This is a genomic window from Nonomuraea sp. NPDC048901, from assembly GCF_040649695.1.
Classification (GTDB): Bacteria; Actinomycetota; Actinomycetes; order Streptosporangiales; family Streptosporangiaceae; genus Nonomuraea.
On sequence record NZ_JBEZFW010000042.1, the window covers coordinates 1 to 16727 of the forward strand.

Below are 16727 nucleotides of genomic sequence, written 5' to 3' on the forward strand. Positions count from 1 at the left end.
CTTCGGCGAACCTGTCGTACACGAACAAGGCTGAACGGGCGAAGATCCACCGGTACGTGTACCGCGGATCCAAGCACGTCGATCTCGACGCGATCGAGGCTGAGGCCGCGGAACTGCTGGAGAAAGACCCTGCTCAGGCTGAGCGGTTCTTCGGCAACCGGGTGGTGTACGGGCAGGGCGGCTACATCGACGGCGACGTCTGGGATGCGTGCGCGAGCCCGCGCGAGGTTCCGGACGGGACTCCGATTGTTCTCGGCTTCGACGGCAGCGACAGCGACGACTGGACCGGGATTCGCGCGGAGACTGGCGACGGCTTCCAGTTCACACCCACGTTCGGCCCCGACCATCTGCCTACGGTGTGGGATCCCGCCCAGTTCGGCGGCCAGGTGCCGCGCCTTGAAGTCGCTGCGGCGGTCGATGAGCTGATGACCCGATACCGGGTGATCCGCATGTACGCGGACCCTCCCGGTTGGACGTCGGAGCTCGACGCGTGGGTGGAGCGGTACGGAGACAAGGTCGTTCTGCGCTGGGCCACCTACCGGACAGTCCAGATGCACGCCGCGAATGAGCGGCTGCTGACGGACGTGACGAAGGCGGAGTCGCCATTCAGCCACGACGGCTGCCCGATCACGGCCATCCACGTGCGGAACACGAGGAAGGCGCCGCGTCCGGGCCAGCGGTACGTGCTGGCCAAGGCCAGCCAGACGCAGAAGATCGACCTGACCGTCTGCTCCGTCCTCGCCCACGAGGCGGCCGGAGACGCCCGAGCGGCCGGCCTGTTCACGATCGAGAAGCCCACCGAGAACTACCTGTACACGGCGTCATCAACCAGACGGAGGTGACGCCGGGTGGCTATGCCCCTGCCTGTCGAGGACGGGCCCAACACGGATGACGCGCGCAGGGCGGTCACCATCCTGAATCGGCTCGCGGATGAGCTGCGTCTGCGGGAGACGGCTACGCGGCGCCGGCTCGACTACTACCGGGGCGTCCACAAGCTCTGCTACGCGTCGCCGGAGTTCCGTGACTACTTCGCGGACCGGTTCACCGGCTTCTCCGACAACTGGTGCGGGCCCGTGGCTGCCGCTCCGGCCGAGCGGATGAACGTGCTCGGCATCCGGCTCGACTCGGACACGAAGCCCGATGAGGGGCTGTCGCGGGCGTGGCGTGCTGCGGACTGTGAACGTGGCTCGTCGGAGGCGTTCGTTGTCACCCTGGCCGCGGCCCGGTCTTACGGTCTGGTGTGGGGCAATCCTCGCGACGACCAAACGCCGCGGGTCACGTGGGAGCGGCCGGACCAGGCAATCGTGGCCTACGACTCGGATACGGGGGAGCGGGCCGCCGCGCTGAAGCTGTGGGCCGACGACACCACCGAGTATGCGACTCTGTACACCGCGTCCGACGTGTGGAAGTTCCAACGCTCCCGGTACGCGCGCAACGGCTACAGCGTGTCCGGGCTGATCGCCCCGGCGGAGTCGCTGGTGCGGTCGGCCGGGCCTGAGGGCTGGCAGATGCGGCACCCGCCCTCCGATGACACGTGGCCGATCTCGAACCCCATGGGCGAAGTGCCGATGGTGGAGCTCAGGAATCAGACGCTGCTGGACGACAACCCGATCAGCGACATTGATGGTGTGATCGCCATGCAGGACGCGATCAACCTGACCTGGGCCTACCTCATGAACAGCCTGGACTTCGCCTCGCTACCCCAGCGCGTCGTCATGGGTGCGGACGTGCCGAAGATTCCGATCCTCGACTCCAACGGGGTCAAGGTGGGGGATCGGCCGATCGAGCTGGACACGCTCATCAAGGAGCGCATCCTGTGGCTGACCGGTGACGCGAAGATCGGCAACTGGCCGGCCGCGGACCTGGGCGCCTACAGCAACGTCATCGAGCGGGCGATCGAACACCTGGCCGCACAAACCAGAACGCCGCCTCACTACCTGATCGGCAAGGTGGCCAATCTCTCAGCCGAGGCGCTTACCGCAGCCGAGACCGGGTTAGTCAGCAAGACCGGCGAGCGGATCGTCTACGTCAACAGCGGCATCCGCGACATCTACTCGCTCATGGCCAACGCCATGAACGACGACGCCAAGGCCGAAGCCGCCAGGTCTGGCACCGTCATGTGGGGAGACGTCCAGTTCCGGGCGCTCGCCCAGAAGGTCGACGCCCTCATGAAGCTGAAGGGTATGGGCTTCCCGCTGGAGTGGATCGCCGAACAGTACGGGCTCGAACCGCCAGAGGTGGCCCGCGTGATGCGGATGCGTGAGGCCGAACTGGAAGCGGACCCGATGGCGATAATGCTCAACGGCAAGCCGACCCTGCCGGAAGTGCCGGCCGCAGCCGATCCGGGCGAGGATCCGTTCGCGGTCGCTCCCGAACCGGTCGGATAGCCGATGCCGGCGCCAGAGGAGATCGCCCGCACTCACCAGCAGCGGCAGCGAGGCATCATCCTGTCGCTCATCGCTGCGATCCTCGGGTTGTGGCGGCGACTGGACCGGGAGCGGCTGGCCGAGTCGTGGCGGGCGGGGATCGGGCCGTCCATTGTGGACATGATGGCGCGGGCCCAAGTGCAGGTCGCTGTGTCGGCACCCGTGTACCTGCGGGAGCTGGCGGCGGCGCAGGGCGTCGCGATGTCGGACCTGGAGTTGGTGCCCGAACGACTGTCCGGCGTCACCTCGACTGGCGGACCGCTCGAAACGGCCCTCTACCAGCCGATCATCGCGTTCAAGAAGCTCCTGTCGGATGGTGTGCCGCCGGATGAGGCGATGCGCCGCGCGACCGCAGCAATCACGATGATCGCAGCCACGCAGGCGGCGGACGCTGGACGCGCGGCCATCCAGGTCGGGATGACCGCGACCAAGGAGTGGGTGTCGTACGTCCGAGCGGTCACCCTGCCGGCTTGCTCGCGCTGCATTGTCCTGGCTGGGCGCGTCTACTCCTACTCCACGGGGTTTCAGCGGCACCCGAACTGCGACTGTTCCATGATCCCCTTCAGGGAAGGCGACGCGGTCCCGCCGAGCCCTGGCGCCCTGTTCGAGCAGATGAGCCCAGAGGAGCAGGACCGCCGCTTCGGCAAAGCGGGAGCTGAGTCACTTCGGCTCGGCGCCGACATCAACCAGGTAGTCGCCGCACGGCGCGGCATGAAGTCCGTGGGCGGCCAACTGGTCACCACCGAAGGCATGACTCGCCGCGGAGCGGCCAATAGGCGCATGCGCAAAGGTGCCGTCCGGTTGATGCCTGAGCAGATCTTGGCGGACGCCGCCGGGGATCGCGACGCTGCGATCCGGGCGTTGCGAGAGAACGGCTACCTGCTCCAACGCTGAACCAACTTGACCGGACCCCGCTCTCGGCTGGCCCGGTGTTTCCGCATGCCCTCGCGCAATGCCAGGGCTCCACCACCCCGCAATGGGAGATACACGCATGCCCGAACTCGACCAGGTCGACGACGACGTCATCGTCTCGGACGCCGACGAGGCCGCCGATTCCAACGTCGACGGCAACGACTCGACGGCCGACGACAGCAGCGATGACGCTGCCGATACGCGCGACGACGACGCCGACAAGCCGCTCGGCCCGAAGGGCGAGAAGGCCCTCCAGGCGGAGAAGGACCGCCGCCGCGAAGCCGACCGGCAGCGCAGGCAGGTGGCGCGGGAGCGCGACGAGGCGCTCGCCGAGCTCGCCAAGCTACGCAAAGCGGCCGAGTCCCAGGCCACAGGCGGTGGTGAGGCGGACATGGACAAGGGGCCGGACCTGGACGCCATACGGGCGGAAGCCAGGGAGCAGGCGAAGGCGGAGGCGAACGCGGAGATCCTTAAGGACCGCGTCGCCGACAAGATCGAAATCCTGGCGGCTAAGCGGACCCAGGATCCGGATGTGGTCCGCACGCTGCTGCTGGCCAGCAATGAGATTGCAGACTTCCTCGACGGCGGAAAGATCGACGCCGAGGCGATCAAGGAAGCTCTCGATGAGCTTCTCGAAACGAAGCCCTACCTGGCTGTGGTCGCGCAAAGCGCCAAGCGATTCCAGGGCTCAGGGGATGGCGGCGCCCGCAAGGGGCCCCAGAAGCCAGCCCAGCTCACCGAAGACGACCTCCGCCGGATGTCGCCCGAGCAAATCGTCAAGGCGCAGACAGAAGGCCGGTTCAACGACCTTCTCGGCGTGCCGCAGTAAGCCAACCTGAAAAGGACACACTATGGCGATCACCAGGTTCCGGCCTGAGATCTGGAGCGCGAACCTGCTGGTCGCGCTCCGCAAGGCGCTCGTGTATGCGGGCCCCAGCATCGTCAACCGCGACTACGAGGGCGAGATCTCCGAGGCGGGCGACACCGTCCGCATCACGTCGATCTCGGACCCGACGATCGGCACCTACGTGCCGAACTCCACCACCATCACGCCCGAAGAGCTGACCGACGCGCAGCGGACCCTGCTCATCGACCAGGCGAAGTACTTCGCTTTCAAGGTCGATGATGTGGACGCCCGGCAGGCCAAGGGCAACGTCATCCCTGAGGCGATCTCGCGGGCCGCCTACAAGCTGGCTGACGTGGTCGACCAGTATGTAGCTGGCCTGTACACGGGCGTCGCCACGGCGAACGCGCTCGGCACCATCGCGGTGACCGCGGCCACGCCGACGGACGCCTACGACAAGGTTCTCGTCCCGCTGAAGGTCAAGCTGGATGAGGCGAACGTCCCCAACGAGGGCCGTTACGCCGTCATCCCGCCGTGGTTCCACGGCCGGCTTCTGCTGGATGGCAGGTTCATCAAGCTGAACGAGTCCGGCACGCAGGACGGCCTGCGTAACGGTATGGTCGGCCGCGCTGCGGGCTTCGACATCCTGGTGTCGAACAATGCGATCAACGTGACGGGCGACGACTACATCGTGCAGGCGGGCTCGCCGATGGCGATCTCCTTCGCGGAGCAGATCAACAAGACCGAGGCGTACAGGCCCGAGGGCGGATTCAGCGACGCGGTCAAGGGGCTCGCGCTGTATGGGGCAAAACTGGTTCGCCCCGACTGCATCGCCACCGCCGCCGCCTCCCAGACCTGATCAGGTCCCTAATCCCACCGAGATCAAGAGAAAGAGAGCCTGATCATGGCTAGGACGGCACTGCCGTACTCGAACCTGGTTGCCAACAGCAACCTCTCGCAGCCAGCCGGAACCACGATCGACCAGGCCAACGGCATGGTCATTGCTGCGGCCCGGCCTGAACTGACGATCCTGCGGGTCGCCAACACCAACGGCACCGACCGTGTCGTCACCATTAAGGCCGGCGACAACCCGCCCGCTCTCGCCGCTGGCCAGGGCGACCTCGCGGTCACGGTGGCCGCTACGACGGGCGTGCAGTTCATCGGCCCGTTCGAATCGGGCCGGTTCATCCAGGCCGACGGCACCATGGAGATCGACTTCGCGGCGTCGTTCGCGGGCACGATCACCGCGCTCAAGGTTCCGCGAGGCACCTGATGTCCGACGACAGCGGATACTTCCGCGGTGCTGGCGGCGTCGTCTGGGAGATGAAACTCCCGCTGTCGGGCGACATGGCCGAGCAGCTCGTAAAGGGCTATCTGACCCGCGTCAACGCCGACGGCACCGACTACGTGGAGCCGGACGCCGAGGGCGACACGGAGCCGGAGCAGCCGCCGGCGGCCAACGCCTCCAAGGCGATGTGGGTCGGCTACGCCCACCGCGTGCACGGCGTCCGGATCGACGACGCCGAGGCACTCACCAAGAACGACCTGATGGAGCTGTACGGCTCCAAGGGCTGAGGAGGTAGCCGATGCCTCCTCTTCCTCTCGCCTCCCCAGCCGACGCCGCACGGCTCGGCTACACCCTGCCTGTAGGGCGGGAGATGGAGATGCTGGCCCGCGCGTCCGCGCGGCTGCGGCGTGAGGCGGGCCGGCCGATCTCCTCTACCACGTCCACGGTCCGCCAGCGTGTGGAGGGCGGTTCGGTGCTGCTGCCGGGCGGTCCGATCACCGCCGTATCCGCCGTTGTACGGCTGGCGGAGGACGGCGGTGCCACCCTCACCGGGTGGCGGTGGGACGGCATGGAGCACATCCACTGCATCCCGCTGTGGCGCGGAGACGTCGACGTCACTTGGACGCACGGCTTCGTCATCCTGCCGGACGAGCTACTGGAGCTGGTCTGCTCGGTCGCCGTGCGGCTGGCCGCCGCTGAGGAAGCGGCAGGGATGGAAGCCGGGATTCGCAGCGAGTCCATCGACGACTACACAGTGACGTACGCCGCCGAGGCTGTCGAAACCGCATCGGGGCTTCTGCCGGGGGAGTGCGAGCAACTCGCAGCGTTCCTCGGCTCCAACCCTGGCGCCTACGTGGTGAGACCCAGGTGAGCGTCGCAGGCGTCCTCGCCCGAGGACGCACCGCGGCGCTGGCCCTGATGCGGGACACCTGCACGGTGGAGCGCAAGAGCGGCGCCCCGGTGCTCAACGAGACCACCGGCCAGCTCGAACAGGCCTACGTCACCGTCTACACCGGCGCCTGCCGGGTCAAACCCCGCTCGGCCTCAGAGTCGGAGTGGGGCGAACGAGAAGTCACCCTGCACTCCTATGTGGCTGTACTGCCGTGGGATGCGACGCCTGAGGTGCAGCGCGGGGACCGGCTCCGTGTCACCGTCTCCGACGACGAATGGCTGATCGGCCGGAGCCTCGAAGTGATCGCCATCTCACTGGCCGGGACCGCAACGGCCCGGCGGCTACTCGTCGAAGACAAGGAGGGCTGATGTCTCTGCGCTGGGACGCCTCCGAACTGGAGCACCTCGAAGACGAGGTCCTCCTGACGGCTGCCGTCGAGGCTCATCTCGGGGCGTCGGACGTGGTCAAAGGGCAGGCGGTCAGGTTCCGGAACGACTGGCGGGACAACGCCCGGCAGTCCGCGGGGGCGCACGGCAAGCTCTACCCGGCATCGATCACGATCGAGAAGGTCGGCGACACCGAATGGGAGGTCGGCCCGGACTCGTCCATGCCGCAGGGCGGGATGGGCCGCGGTTTTGAGTGGGGCAGCGTGAATCAGCCGCCCCACAACGACATGGGGCAGGCGATCGTGGAGGTCCCCGACCGGCTGGAGTCTGCGGTCAAACAGTGGTCGGAGAAGCTGCTGTGACCACGACGCCGCTGGAGGCCAGGCCGCTGGTGCTGGCGCTCGTCGCCATGTTGGATACGGCGCTGCCGAGCACGATCGGCATCTACTGGGGTGGCGCACCGGCCAACGCCGCAGCGCCGTACGCGGTGCTGTACCCAGACGTCGGCATGGAGTCCGTAACGGACCGCGCCTTGTCGGATGATGTGCCGAACGACCTGCGGTTCCAGATCACGTCCGTAGGTGCGTCGGCCGAGCAGGCGGTCCTGGTAGCCGACAAGTGCTCCACGGCGCTGCTCACATCGGCGCTGAGCGTGGCAGGCCGCAGGGTGCGGCCGATCCGGCAGGAAGCCGCCCAGCCGGTGCGCCGCGACGACCAATCCACTGCGCTGTGGTTCGCCACAGCCCAGTACCTCGTGCGCTCAGACCCCACCTGACAGACCACTTCACGTAGCCCGCCACCCCTCTGGTGACCGGGCTCTTTCGCATGCCTGAAGGAGAGCCCGCATGGCTACCCGTACAGCTCAGGCGGTCACGGTGGGCGGGGTCACGCCCACCTACTACGCCGCCACCGCGACCACCGGAGACAAGGTCCTCGCCAACTCCCGTACGTTCATCCACGTCAAGAACGGCTCCGGCGGCTCGATCACCTGCACCGTCTCCGGCGCAGGCCAGACCGCCTACCTGGTGGACAACCCGGACAAGGTTTACACGATCGCGACGGGCGCTGAGCAGTGGATTCCGATGCTGCCCGAGTACGGCGACCCGGACGACGGCCGGCTGGTCACGTTCGTCTGCAGTTCGGTGACGACGGTGACGTTCGCGGCGGTGCGCATCTGATGCCCGCCCCGAAGATCCGCGTCCGCTCCACGATCAACGGCCAGGTCGCCGAGGTGTCGCCGCAGGCGCTGCGGCATTTCCCCGACTTTGAGCGCGTCGACGCGCCCGACGCTTCTCCCGCAGCCGCGGTCGAGAGCCCCAAGCCCAGCACGAGCCGCAGTACGGCGGCCAAGACCACTGACAAGGAGTGACGCATGGCTGCCGACTTGCTAGGAGATGGCAACGTCAAGGCGACGTTCTGCCTGACGATCGCGAACGTGTCCGCGCCGACCGCTGCCGAGTGCAACGCGGGTGTGGACTTGCAGGAGTACATCACCAAGGACGGCTTGGGAATCAGCCCCGAGCAGGCCGCGGTGGACAACACGGCGCTCGCCTCGCGCGACGAGACCGAGGACGCGGGCACGGTTAAGTACTCGATCGAGCTGACCGTGAAGCGTAAGGAGGTCGCGGTCGAGGACATCGGCTGGGACACCCTTACCGACCGGCAGCTCGGCTACCTGGTGGTGCGGCGCAACATGGCGCACGAAACCGCTTACGCCGCCGGCCAGGTCGTCGAGGTGTACCCGGTGAGGTGCGGTCGGCCGAACATGCAGCCGCCCGAGTTGAACGCGGCGCAGAAGTTCGTGTCCAAGCTGTTCAACCACACCACCGCTGATGCTGCTGCGACGGTGGCCGCGTAGTGACGAGCATCGACGACATCCTCGGGCAGCTCAAGCTGCCCGAGCGTGTCTACCCCCTATGTGTACGGGCGGATCTGCGAGCCGAGTGGGAGCAGGCCGACGCCGTTGTGACCGCCGAGTATCGCAGCAGCATCGATTCGTTGGCCGGAGTGAGCAAGGCCGGCAGGGACGCTGCGAAGCGGGCGCAGGAGCTCGAAGCGGAGATGGCCGAGCACACCGTGGCGGTCAAGCTGCGGGCTCTCGCCCATAAGGCGTGGTCGGACCTGGTTGCCGCTCACCCGCCGCGTGAGGGCGCCGACGACGGCCAGTGGAACAAGGACACGTTCGGCGTGGCCCTGCTGGCGGCGTCCGCTGTTGACCCGGTCATGTCCGTTGAGCAGGCCGGGGCTCTGGTCGACCGGCTGACGCTCGGCCAGTGGAACGAACTGCAGGTGACGCTGTTCACCCTGTCCACGGGCGGGGTCGAGGTCCCAAAATCGCGGCGAGCCTACGATGTGCTCCAGAGCTCGCGGAAGAAGTAGCTCTCGCGGCGGCTCATGGGGTGCCCCGGTCGCTACTGCTCGGCCGTCAGCGCAAGTCGGTGACGGTGTACGAGTACGACGATGAGGGGCTTCTGGTCCGATCGGTGACCACGCATGACGCCGAGTGGACTGGCGAGGATCTCGGCTATGCGCAGGCTCACCGGCGTAACGAGATGGGGAAATGTCCCGGCTGTGGTTTGCCGCTGGCTGAGACGACGAATCCGGACAATGAGGGCTCCTACGAGGCGCCGCCCCCGACGCGGTGCCACGCCTGTACGCCGCTGGAGCACAGGAAGTCGGAGTATCTACAGAGCCCGCCCGGTTTGCTGTTCCGCGTCTATCTGAAGGTCAAGCAGGCGGTCGGGCGAGGCTAGTCGAGGCCGGAGCAGGACAGGACGTCCTCGGGGTTCTTGTTGATGCAGTCCGTCATCTGCTGCACCTGCCGCTCGTTGGCGGTCTGCTGGTTGGTGGCGACAACCCACAGGACGACGGCGAGCGGGATCGACAGCATGCCGAGGGTGAGCCCTGCGACGGCGAGCTTGGTGCCGCCCTGCTTCTTGGCGACCAGGGCGACGATGGCCAGCACCAGAGCGATCAGGCCGATGAACGGGGCGACACCGCGGGACACCACCCACAGGGCGGCCACGACCGCGATGACGCCGGCCACGAGCGCGGTGACGGCGAGCGCCTGGCTCCTGGGCTGCGGCGGCGCAGGCGGGATGTAGGGCGGCTGCTGCGGGGCGTACCTCTCGCCGTAGGGCTGCGAGGGTAACTGTGGTGGCCCGTAGGGCTGTTCTGGTTGCCCGTGGTGAGTCATGTGGGGCTCCTGGGGAGAGAACTGGGGTGCGCGTAAGACGCGCCCATCGAGGTGCCGGTTGGCACGATCGCACGACATTCGCTGATCCATCTCCACATTGCATGACTCGGGTGGCTCGCTCACCCCCTGACGCTGGGGGTGAGTTCGACGGCCGACCGCTCTGTAACTGTCCGGCTCGACGCCGATATCAAGCCTTTTGTCACCGCCATGGCCAGGGCCGAAGCGGCGGCCAAGTCGCTGCGGGACTCGCTGGGCAAGGCTGCCAGCATCAACATCAACGCCGACACCTCGGCCGCCACAGCTCGGATTCAGCAGCTTCAGCGCGAGGTTGACCGGCTCAACGGAACACGGGCCACGGTCCGCGCGGACGTAGACGCCGCGCAGGCGCAGGCGCAGGTCGCGGAGTTGCGTCGCCGCCTGGAGGAGTTGTCGTCTCGGCGGATCGGCGTGGACCTGGACGCGGGTGCGGCCCGCTCTGAGTTGTCGAGCATCCAGCGCGACCTGGAGCGCCTGAACGCCACCTCTGCCGACCCGAAGGTTCGGGTCGATTCTGCGGCGGCGCTCGCACAGTTGCGTGCGGTGCAGTCGCAGATGTCGAGCGTCAGCGGCAAGTCCGCTCGTGTCAAGGTGGACGCCGACATCGGCGGGGCGCTGGCTGGTATCGCCACGGTCGCTGCGGCTCTGGCTGCGCTGCCTTCGGCGGTGTCAATCGGTGTCGGTGTGGCCGGACTCGGGGCGGCTTTCGGCGTTGCCGCCGTGGGTGCGGCAGGGTTCGCGTCGGTTGCGATCCCGTCGCTTGGCCGCATCAACGACGCGTTGAAGCAGGCCGAGACCGCGTCAGGCGGGGCTGGCGGGGCGATCAAGTCTGCTGGTCAGAAGGCTGCCGAGGCGGCGGCTTCGGCGCTGCGGTTGGCCGAGGCGCAGGACCGGGTCAAGGACTCGGCGCAGGCGGTCAAGCAGGCGCAGCAGAGCGTGCGTGACGCCGTGTCCGACGTGCGGTCCGCCCAACAGGATGCGGCTCGCGCGGCTGAGGATGCCGCCGACCGACAGGCTCAGGCGGCGGCCAGGATCGCCGACGCCGAACGCTCCGTCCAGGATGCCCACCGCGCCACCCAGCGGGCGATCGAGGACCTCACCAGAGCCCGAGAGGCAGCGCGGGAGCGCATCGAAGACCTGGCTCTGGCCACTGAGCGTGGCGCGCTGTCGGAGGAGCGGGCGCAGATCTCGATCGCGCGGGCGCAGGCCGAGCTGGCGCGGATCAACGCAGACCCGCGGGCATCCGCTCTCGACAAGCAGGACGCTTCTCTCCGACTGCGTGAGGCCGAACTGGCACTGAAGGAGATCCAGGAGCGCAACGGCGACCTGGCCAAAGAGCGGGCCGACTCCGACAAGAAGGGAGTCGAAGGCAGCGACGAAGTCGTAGCGGCCAAGGAGCGGATTCTCGACGCCCAGCGCGCCGAAGCCGATGCCGAGCGCGCCCTGGGCGCTGCCCGTGCCGAGTCGGCGCGTGTGGCCCGCGACGGGGCCCGCGATGTGGCCGACGCGCAGAACCGGATCGCCGAAGCGCAGCGGAAGGTCGCTGACGCCCAGCAGGCGGTCATCAAGGCACAGCGCGACCACCTGAGAGCCGTCCAGGCGCTCAAGGTTGAGCAGCTGCAGCAGAAGGCCGCCCTCGACCAGGTTGGGTCGTCCTCGGGCGGCGCGGCCACCAAGATGGCCAAGCTGTCGGCGGCTGAGCGGGCGCTGGCCAAGGACATCAAAGCGTTCCAGGACGAGTACGTCGCCTGGCAGCGCAGCCTGCAGCCGGACGTGTTTCCCGTCATCGAGAAGGGCCTAGACGTCCTGCGGGTCGGCATGGACCGGGCAACCCCGCTGGTCAAGGGCGGCGCTGAAGGACTCGGCCTGTTCGCGGACGCGGCGAAGAAGGCGCTGCAGTCGAAGGAATGGACCGCCTTCTTCGACGATCTCGGAGCCAAGGCGCCGCATGCGATCGAAGGTCTCGGCAACGCGGCGATCAACGTGGCGGGCGGACTGCGCGGTGTGATCGAGGCGTTCCTGCCGTTCACCGGCCAGATGACGGACTGGGTCGAGTCCATCAGCCAAGACTTTGAGGATTGGGGAACCAGCCTCAAAGGCAGCGACGGTTTCAAGCAGTTTTTGGCCTACGCCGCCGAGCAGGGGCCGAAGGTCGCTGAGGTACTGCACAACATCGCGACCTTCGCGGGCAACCTCTTCGAGGCGGGAGCGAACGTTGGACCGGGCGTGCTGGACTTCTTTGTCCATCTGTCGGAGAAGATCGCATCCCTCGATCCGGCGCAGGTCGAGGCGGTCGCCAAGGGTGTCGGCCTGATCTTCGCAGCGATGAAGCTCGGCGCGAGCCTGAAGATCGCCGGTCTGGTGGCGTTGGCCGAGGTGCTCGGCTCGATGTCGCCTGGCCAGATCCAGGCGCTCGCCATCGCCATCGCAGCGGTGGTCGGCGCGGTCAAGGGCTACCAGATCTTCAAGACCGTCGCCGACTTCCTGGGCGGGTTCGCCTCCAAGGTGAGTTCCGCGGCAGACGTGGCCGGCGGCGCGAGCCCGAAGTTCGGAGCCTTGGGCGCAGTCTTCAAGGGCGGTGTGATCGCGGCTAGCGTGGTAGCGACTGCGGCCGCGTTCGACCAGGTCGGTGACGCCATCGCCGGGCTGAATCCGGACATTGCCGACCTGTCGAGCAACCTGGTGGCGTTCGGCAAGGGCGGCCAGCCGGCCGCCGACCTGCTCGACCAGATCGGCCCCAAGATGAACGGGGTGGTCGGCAGCTTCGAGACGTTCAGAGATTCGGCCTCCCGCCTGGCTGGGGACAACCCGCTCGCGAAGATCGCGGAAGGTTTCACCAGCTTCGTAGACAGCAACCTCGGGATCCAACTGGACAGCGGTCGCCAGGCGATCGACAACCTCGACAAGTCGTTGGCCGCCACGGTCGCGTCAGGCAACGCGGAGGGCGCGGCGGCGGCGTTCAACCGGCTGGCCAAGCAAGCCACCGACGCGGGCGTACCCGTCGACAAGCTGAAGGAGCTGTTCCCGCAGTACGCGGCCAGCATGGACGGCATCCCCGCCACCACCGGGGATGTCGGTCAGGCGCTGTCCACGCTGGGTGGCCAGGCTGGCGAGAGCGGCAGGCAGCTCGGCGAGGCCGCGCAGCGGATGACCGACTTCAAGGCCAGCGTGGACGCCTTCAACAGCCAGACGGACGCGGCGAAGGGCGTCCGCGACCTGGAGAAGGCGTTCAACGACACCAAGACCGCCGTCCAGAACGCTCACGGAGTGCTCGACCTCACACCGGGCGTCGTCGGACGGCAACGGGACGCTGTCCTACAGGCGAGAGACGCCTTCTCGGGGCTGATCGAGAAGGTCAAGGGGTCGGCTGACGCGCAGGGCGCTCTGGCCAGGGACACGACTACGGCCCGCGACAGCGTGCTGCAGCAGTTGCCTGCTCTGTTGGACTTGGCGGGCAAGAACGAGTCAGCTCGCGCCCAGGTGCTCGAACTCGCCAAGGCGTACGGGATCAGCGGCGCTGACGCCCTCAAGGCGGCGAAGGGCGGCCAGGACCTGGTCGAGGTGCTGGCCAAGCTCAAGAGCAAGGACATCCACGTCGGAGCGGACGTCAAGCCGGCGCAGGACGCGATCGATAATTTTGTCCGGCTGAACAGCGGCCGCAAAATTCCGCTGTCGGTGTACACCAAGAACAGCCAACTCGCGGCGGGCGCGATCATGCGCTACGCGGAAGGTGGCGTTCAGCGGTTCGCTGCGGGCGGTAGGGCTACTCCTGCTCCGCACGTCGCAGACTCGCCGACGATCCTGTATGGCGAGGGTCGAGCACCTGAGGCGTTCATCCCGTACGACCCCGCCTTCCGGAGCAGGGCTGTCGACCTGCTCGGCCAGGTCGCGAGTGATTTTGGGCTTGAAGTCTTCTCGGCTCAGGCGTCGAAGAAGGTCGACAGCCTGTCGGGAGGGCTCAAGGAGGTCCAGTACAACGTGTCGTCTGGTCTGACGGATGCCACGTTGACGCTGTCGCAGACGTTGGGTGATGCTGGTTCGTTCACGTCGGCCGTAGCTCAGGTTGGCACGGTGGGCACGCAGATGGCGACCGCGTGGGCGGCTGGAGCCCAGACGGTCAGCGACTCGGTGATCGGGGTCAACGCCGCGATCGGCATCTCGGCAGACATGATCGTCAAGAGCAACGAGAAGGTCACGTCAGCCGCGATCACGGTTGCCGACGCGGTCGCCAAGGCAGCTGCTGCAGCTGTAGCCGCGGCGAAGGGCGGCTCTTCCAACGGCTCCTCCGGTGGGGGCTCCGGCAAGGGCTCTCAAGGCAGCGTGATCCCGCCGGCACCCAGCTCTTCGCTGAACTCCTCCAACTCAGTTGCTGGGGATTACGGCTTGTACGGGCTGCAGGGCAACCGGGATGCGGCACTCACGAACTCCAGCCGGGTGTCGGCTCCTCAGCGGGCGACCGTCGTGTCTGCTGGCCGTGTGGCGTCGCTTGAGGGCGTGTCCGCGAACGGCGGGTCCGGATCCGGTGGTTCAGGTTCGGGCGGGACGTCGGTCAACTTCTACGGCACGACGATCCGCGAGTCGATGGACGCGGACGTGGTGACGGCGAAGATCGGCGCGGTTCTCGACAGCCGCGGCTGAGCCCGTCCTTTCACTTCAACACGACAGGAGGGCGGGCTTAGCCATGCCTTGGGATCCAGAACGAGACGGGCCGATAGGTCGGTGGCTGCGCGGTGGCGCTCCGCTCGGCAAGGGCCGGACTACCGATGTGGTGGTCAGCGAGCGCACGTCGGCCACCCGCGACCAGGTGCAGGAATGGCGGGGCGAGGACGGAAGCCGGTTCAAGAAGGTGACCGACCAGGCGGGCCACGAAACCACGCAGGAGACCAGCCCGGACGGCCGCGAGAAGCAGCACGTCCGCATCAACCTCAGATAGGAGCCGTTCGTGGCGATCACCCAAGACGCCTGGTTCATCGACTCCTACGTCAAAACCATGCGGCAGACGATCACCATCGATCCGGGTAGCACGACGCCCGGCGTGTTCAAGGGGGCCCTCTACACGGGCGCCGTGGTGCCGGACTTCAGCCAGACGAACCCGGCGTGGAACGTCTCGCCGTGGAACTCGGGCGAGTCCTCCGGCCCCGGTTACACGTCGGGCGGCCAGAACTTGACGGTGGTGTCGTTGGCCGGGCTGGCGACCGCGAACAAGGTCGGCTGGAAGTTCAACACGATCACGTGGACGTCGACGACGCTCAGCGCCGAAGGGCTGCTGATCTACGCGCCAGGCCTGTCGAACCGCGCGTTCCTGTTCAGGTGGTTCGAAGGAGTACGCACCACGTCGGACGGCGATTTTTCGATTGCCTTCCATGCTGATGGCGCTTGGCGGACAGTGCTCCGCGACACCGCCTGACCGACCCGACCCGATTCCGATCTCCGACCCCGCCAGTGTGCGGGGTCTTCGCATGAAAGGGGCCAGGTCATGGCTCTGTATTGGGCTGCCAACGGGGCCATGCCGACAACGGCGGCGCTCACCCCGGTCACTACGGGCACAGCGGTGAAGACGCTGCTGCAGATCGCCACCCCGTCCACGAAGGCCATCAAAGTGGTGGAGTGGGGGATCAGCTTCGACGGGTCCGCTGCGGCGACGCCGATCCGGTGCGAACTCGTCCAGACGGACGTCGCAGCGACCGTCACCGCTCACGTCAGCGCCGGAGTTCAGCCCTACAGCGACCCGAACGCCCCGGCCTCATTGATGACGCTGGGCACCAGCGCGACCGGCTACACGGCCACCGCCGAAGGGTCTATCACCGCCACCAGGACGGGCGACCTGCAACTGATCGCGCCAACAACGTCGTACGTGAAGATGTGGCCGCTCGGGCGGGAGTTTGCAGTCCCAGTCTCCAAGTTTTTGCGAGTCCGCGTCACGGCCGCCGCCGCCGTCTTGGCGTACACGTATGTGGTGTGGAGTGAGGAGTAGATGGCGATCGCCGTCGACGCCTCAACCCCGGCGATTGTCACCGGCGTCACCCCCAGGACCACGGCCAGCTTCACCGCCCCTGCCGACAGCCTGCTGGTGGCGTTGTGCGGGTCCAACTCCGGCACCGTCACCCACACCGTCACCAACTCCGGCACCGCGTTGACGTGGACCTCCAGAGCCAAGCGCGACATCCTCGACTCGGGCGGCGCCACACCGGCCGTGGAAATCTTCACAGCTCCCGCCGCCCCATCGGTTGCCCGCACGGTGACGCTGACCAGCAACAGCGGCGGCGACACCGTCGAACTGAAACTACTGGTGCTCACCGGTGTCGACCTGGCCGCGCCCGTGGGCGCGACCGGCGAGGGCAGCAGCGCCACCGCCAACCTGACCGCGGCCGTCTACACCTCCACTGCGGCGAATAGCCGTGCAGTCGGCATCGCGGCAGATCAGAATCAGGCCGGTACCCCCACCTCCAGCGACGTGGGGTTCGCGTGGAACATCTCCGGGCAATCGTCCGGCATCGCCGTCTACAAGGCCGCCGACACGCCGACGGTCGGCTCGTCGGTGACGCTCAACTTCGACGGCACTGGCGGCTCCAGGGCGTGGAACTGGTGCGGGATCGAAATCCTTCCCGCCGTGATCCCGTTTGTTGCCGGGCGCGGCATCATGCTGGGCCAGGCAGTCAACCGCGCCGCCTTCTACTGACTGGGGGGCGTGCGTGGCTCGCATCGGCCGGTCTCATCCGATCCAGGTCAGCGTCCGTGGCCGTCTAA

General features: G+C 67.4%; 21 protein-coding genes and 1 pseudogene. 21 read left to right on the forward strand and 1 reads right to left on the reverse strand.

The genetic code is table 11. The features are described 5' to 3' along the window. The 16 genes and pseudogenes from AB0C30_RS58510 to AB0C30_RS58585 form a co-directional block, all read left to right on the forward strand. Window positions 1-842, forward strand: a pseudogene (locus AB0C30_RS58510) (hypothetical protein); the annotation flags it as partial. 12 nt (window positions 843-854) lie between these two features. Next, a complete protein-coding gene (locus tag AB0C30_RS58515) occupies window positions 855-2387 on the forward strand; it encodes a phage portal protein (protein WP_357962162.1) in 1533 nt (510 codons plus the stop codon). Window positions 2388-2390: 3 nt separating this feature from the next. After that, the gene (locus tag AB0C30_RS58520) at window positions 2391-3320 is read left to right on the forward strand and encodes a hypothetical protein (protein ID WP_357962010.1); all 930 of its coding nucleotides are present in this window, start codon (window positions 2391-2393) and stop codon (window positions 3318-3320) included. A gap of 97 nt (window positions 3321-3417) precedes the next feature. Then, window positions 3418-4167, forward strand: coding sequence for a hypothetical protein (locus tag AB0C30_RS58525; RefSeq protein WP_357962013.1), 750 nt, complete (start codon window positions 3418-3420; stop codon window positions 4165-4167). A 22-nt stretch (window positions 4168-4189) separates the two neighbouring features. After that, window positions 4190-5041, forward strand: coding sequence for a hypothetical protein (locus AB0C30_RS58530; RefSeq protein WP_357962016.1), 852 nt, complete (start codon window positions 4190-4192; stop codon window positions 5039-5041). A gap of 45 nt (window positions 5042-5086) precedes the next feature. Further along, window positions 5087-5455 carry a hypothetical protein gene (locus tag AB0C30_RS58535; RefSeq protein WP_357962019.1) on the forward strand — a complete coding sequence of 123 codons (369 nt, stop codon included), beginning with the start codon at window positions 5087-5089 and terminating at the stop codon, window positions 5453-5455. Further along, the gene (locus AB0C30_RS58540; RefSeq protein ID WP_357962022.1) at window positions 5455-5757 is read left to right on the forward strand and encodes a hypothetical protein; all 303 of its coding nucleotides are present in this window, start codon (window positions 5455-5457) and stop codon (window positions 5755-5757) included. Before AB0C30_RS58535 ends, AB0C30_RS58540 begins: the two co-directional genes overlap by 1 nt. 11 nt (window positions 5758-5768) lie before the next feature. Next, a complete protein-coding gene (locus tag AB0C30_RS58545) occupies window positions 5769-6341 on the forward strand; it encodes a hypothetical protein (protein ID WP_357962025.1) in 573 nt (190 codons plus the stop codon). Continuing rightward, on the forward strand, window positions 6338-6730 hold the full coding sequence (locus tag AB0C30_RS58550; protein ID WP_357962028.1) for a DUF6093 family protein: 393 nt from the start codon (window positions 6338-6340) through the stop codon (window positions 6728-6730). The genes AB0C30_RS58545 and AB0C30_RS58550 overlap by 4 nt, the downstream gene beginning before the upstream one ends. Beyond that, window positions 6730-7110 (forward strand): hypothetical protein, encoded by a 381-nt coding sequence (locus tag AB0C30_RS58555; protein WP_357962031.1) that lies wholly within the window; start codon window positions 6730-6732, stop codon window positions 7108-7110. Before AB0C30_RS58550 ends, AB0C30_RS58555 begins: the two co-directional genes overlap by 1 nt. Next, window positions 7107-7523, forward strand: coding sequence for a DUF3168 domain-containing protein (locus AB0C30_RS58560; RefSeq protein WP_357962033.1), 417 nt, complete (start codon window positions 7107-7109; stop codon window positions 7521-7523). The genes AB0C30_RS58555 and AB0C30_RS58560 overlap by 4 nt, the downstream gene beginning before the upstream one ends. A gap of 70 nt (window positions 7524-7593) precedes the next feature. After that, complete coding sequence (locus AB0C30_RS58565) at window positions 7594-7926, forward strand: hypothetical protein (protein WP_357962036.1); 333 nt, start codon at window positions 7594-7596, stop codon at window positions 7924-7926. Beyond that, the gene (locus AB0C30_RS58570; RefSeq protein ID WP_357962038.1) at window positions 7926-8117 is read left to right on the forward strand and encodes a hypothetical protein; all 192 of its coding nucleotides are present in this window, start codon (window positions 7926-7928) and stop codon (window positions 8115-8117) included. The genes AB0C30_RS58565 and AB0C30_RS58570 overlap by 1 nt, the downstream gene beginning before the upstream one ends. A 3-nt stretch (window positions 8118-8120) precedes the next feature. Continuing rightward, window positions 8121-8606: a hypothetical protein gene (locus AB0C30_RS58575; protein ID WP_357962041.1), complete on the forward strand. Its 486-nt coding sequence runs from the start codon at window positions 8121-8123 to the stop codon at window positions 8604-8606. Continuing rightward, window positions 8606-9127, forward strand: coding sequence for a hypothetical protein (locus tag AB0C30_RS58580; protein WP_357962044.1), 522 nt, complete (start codon window positions 8606-8608; stop codon window positions 9125-9127). Before AB0C30_RS58575 ends, AB0C30_RS58580 begins: the two co-directional genes overlap by 1 nt. Before the next feature lie 59 nt (window positions 9128-9186). After that, a complete protein-coding gene (locus AB0C30_RS58585; RefSeq protein ID WP_357962047.1) occupies window positions 9187-9501 on the forward strand; it encodes a hypothetical protein in 315 nt (104 codons plus the stop codon). Here the strand turns inward: AB0C30_RS58585 and AB0C30_RS58590 are convergent. Further along, on the reverse strand, window positions 9498-9944 hold the full coding sequence (locus AB0C30_RS58590; protein ID WP_357962050.1) for a DUF4190 domain-containing protein: 447 nt from the start codon (window positions 9942-9944) through the stop codon (window positions 9498-9500). The two genes, AB0C30_RS58585 and AB0C30_RS58590, sit on opposite strands and share 4 nt — an antisense overlap. 138 nt (window positions 9945-10082) lie before the next feature. On the opposite strand from AB0C30_RS58590, the gene AB0C30_RS58595 reads away from it, so the two are divergent. The 5 genes from AB0C30_RS58595 to AB0C30_RS58615 all read left to right on the forward strand — a co-directional run bounded on the left by AB0C30_RS58595 (window position 10083) and on the right by AB0C30_RS58615 (window position 16659). Then, window positions 10083-14618, forward strand: coding sequence for a hypothetical protein (locus AB0C30_RS58595; protein ID WP_357962052.1), 4536 nt, complete (start codon window positions 10083-10085; stop codon window positions 14616-14618). Window positions 14619-14661: 43 nt separating this feature from the next. Continuing rightward, the gene (locus AB0C30_RS58600; protein ID WP_357962055.1) at window positions 14662-14913 is read left to right on the forward strand and encodes a hypothetical protein; all 252 of its coding nucleotides are present in this window, start codon (window positions 14662-14664) and stop codon (window positions 14911-14913) included. Between the two features lie 9 nt (window positions 14914-14922). Next, on the forward strand, window positions 14923-15387 hold the full coding sequence (locus tag AB0C30_RS58605; RefSeq protein WP_357962057.1) for a hypothetical protein: 465 nt from the start codon (window positions 14923-14925) through the stop codon (window positions 15385-15387). A 69-nt stretch (window positions 15388-15456) separates the two neighbouring features. After that, window positions 15457-15954, forward strand: coding sequence for a hypothetical protein (locus tag AB0C30_RS58610; RefSeq protein ID WP_357962060.1), 498 nt, complete (start codon window positions 15457-15459; stop codon window positions 15952-15954). Beyond that, a complete protein-coding gene (locus tag AB0C30_RS58615; RefSeq protein ID WP_357962063.1) occupies window positions 15955-16659 on the forward strand; it encodes a hypothetical protein in 705 nt (234 codons plus the stop codon). The last annotated feature ends 68 nt before the right edge of the window (window positions 16660-16727 follow it).

What these genes read in the sequence shown, in the direction of transcription:
- AB0C30_RS58515 (WP_357962162.1), top strand. Translation starts at nt 855, where the DNA reads ATGCCCCTGCCTGTCGAGGACGGGCCCAACACGGATGACGCGCGCAGG.
- AB0C30_RS58520 (WP_357962010.1), top strand. Translation starts at nt 2,391, where the DNA reads ATGCCGGCGCCAGAGGAGATCGCCCGCACTCACCAGCAGCGGCAGCGA.
- AB0C30_RS58525 (WP_357962013.1), top strand. Translation starts at nt 3,418, where the DNA reads ATGCCCGAACTCGACCAGGTCGACGACGACGTCATCGTCTCGGACGCC.
- AB0C30_RS58530 (WP_357962016.1), top strand. Translation starts at nt 4,190, where the DNA reads ATGGCGATCACCAGGTTCCGGCCTGAGATCTGGAGCGCGAACCTGCTG.
- AB0C30_RS58535 (WP_357962019.1), top strand. Translation starts at nt 5,087, where the DNA reads ATGGCTAGGACGGCACTGCCGTACTCGAACCTGGTTGCCAACAGCAAC.
- AB0C30_RS58540 (WP_357962022.1), top strand. Translation starts at nt 5,455, where the DNA reads ATGTCCGACGACAGCGGATACTTCCGCGGTGCTGGCGGCGTCGTCTGG.
- AB0C30_RS58545 (WP_357962025.1), top strand. Translation starts at nt 5,769, where the DNA reads ATGCCTCCTCTTCCTCTCGCCTCCCCAGCCGACGCCGCACGGCTCGGC.
- AB0C30_RS58555 (WP_357962031.1), top strand. Translation starts at nt 6,730, where the DNA reads ATGTCTCTGCGCTGGGACGCCTCCGAACTGGAGCACCTCGAAGACGAG.
- AB0C30_RS58565 (WP_357962036.1), top strand. Translation starts at nt 7,594, where the DNA reads ATGGCTACCCGTACAGCTCAGGCGGTCACGGTGGGCGGGGTCACGCCC.
- AB0C30_RS58570 (WP_357962038.1), top strand. Translation starts at nt 7,926, where the DNA reads ATGCCCGCCCCGAAGATCCGCGTCCGCTCCACGATCAACGGCCAGGTC.
- AB0C30_RS58575 (WP_357962041.1), top strand. Translation starts at nt 8,121, where the DNA reads ATGGCTGCCGACTTGCTAGGAGATGGCAACGTCAAGGCGACGTTCTGC.
- AB0C30_RS58590 (WP_357962050.1), bottom strand. Translation starts at nt 9,944, where the DNA reads ATGACTCACCACGGGCAACCAGAACAGCCCTACGGGCCACCACAGTTA.
- AB0C30_RS58600 (WP_357962055.1), top strand. Translation starts at nt 14,662, where the DNA reads ATGCCTTGGGATCCAGAACGAGACGGGCCGATAGGTCGGTGGCTGCGC.
- AB0C30_RS58610 (WP_357962060.1), top strand. Translation starts at nt 15,457, where the DNA reads ATGGCTCTGTATTGGGCTGCCAACGGGGCCATGCCGACAACGGCGGCG.
- AB0C30_RS58615 (WP_357962063.1), top strand. Translation starts at nt 15,955, where the DNA reads ATGGCGATCGCCGTCGACGCCTCAACCCCGGCGATTGTCACCGGCGTC.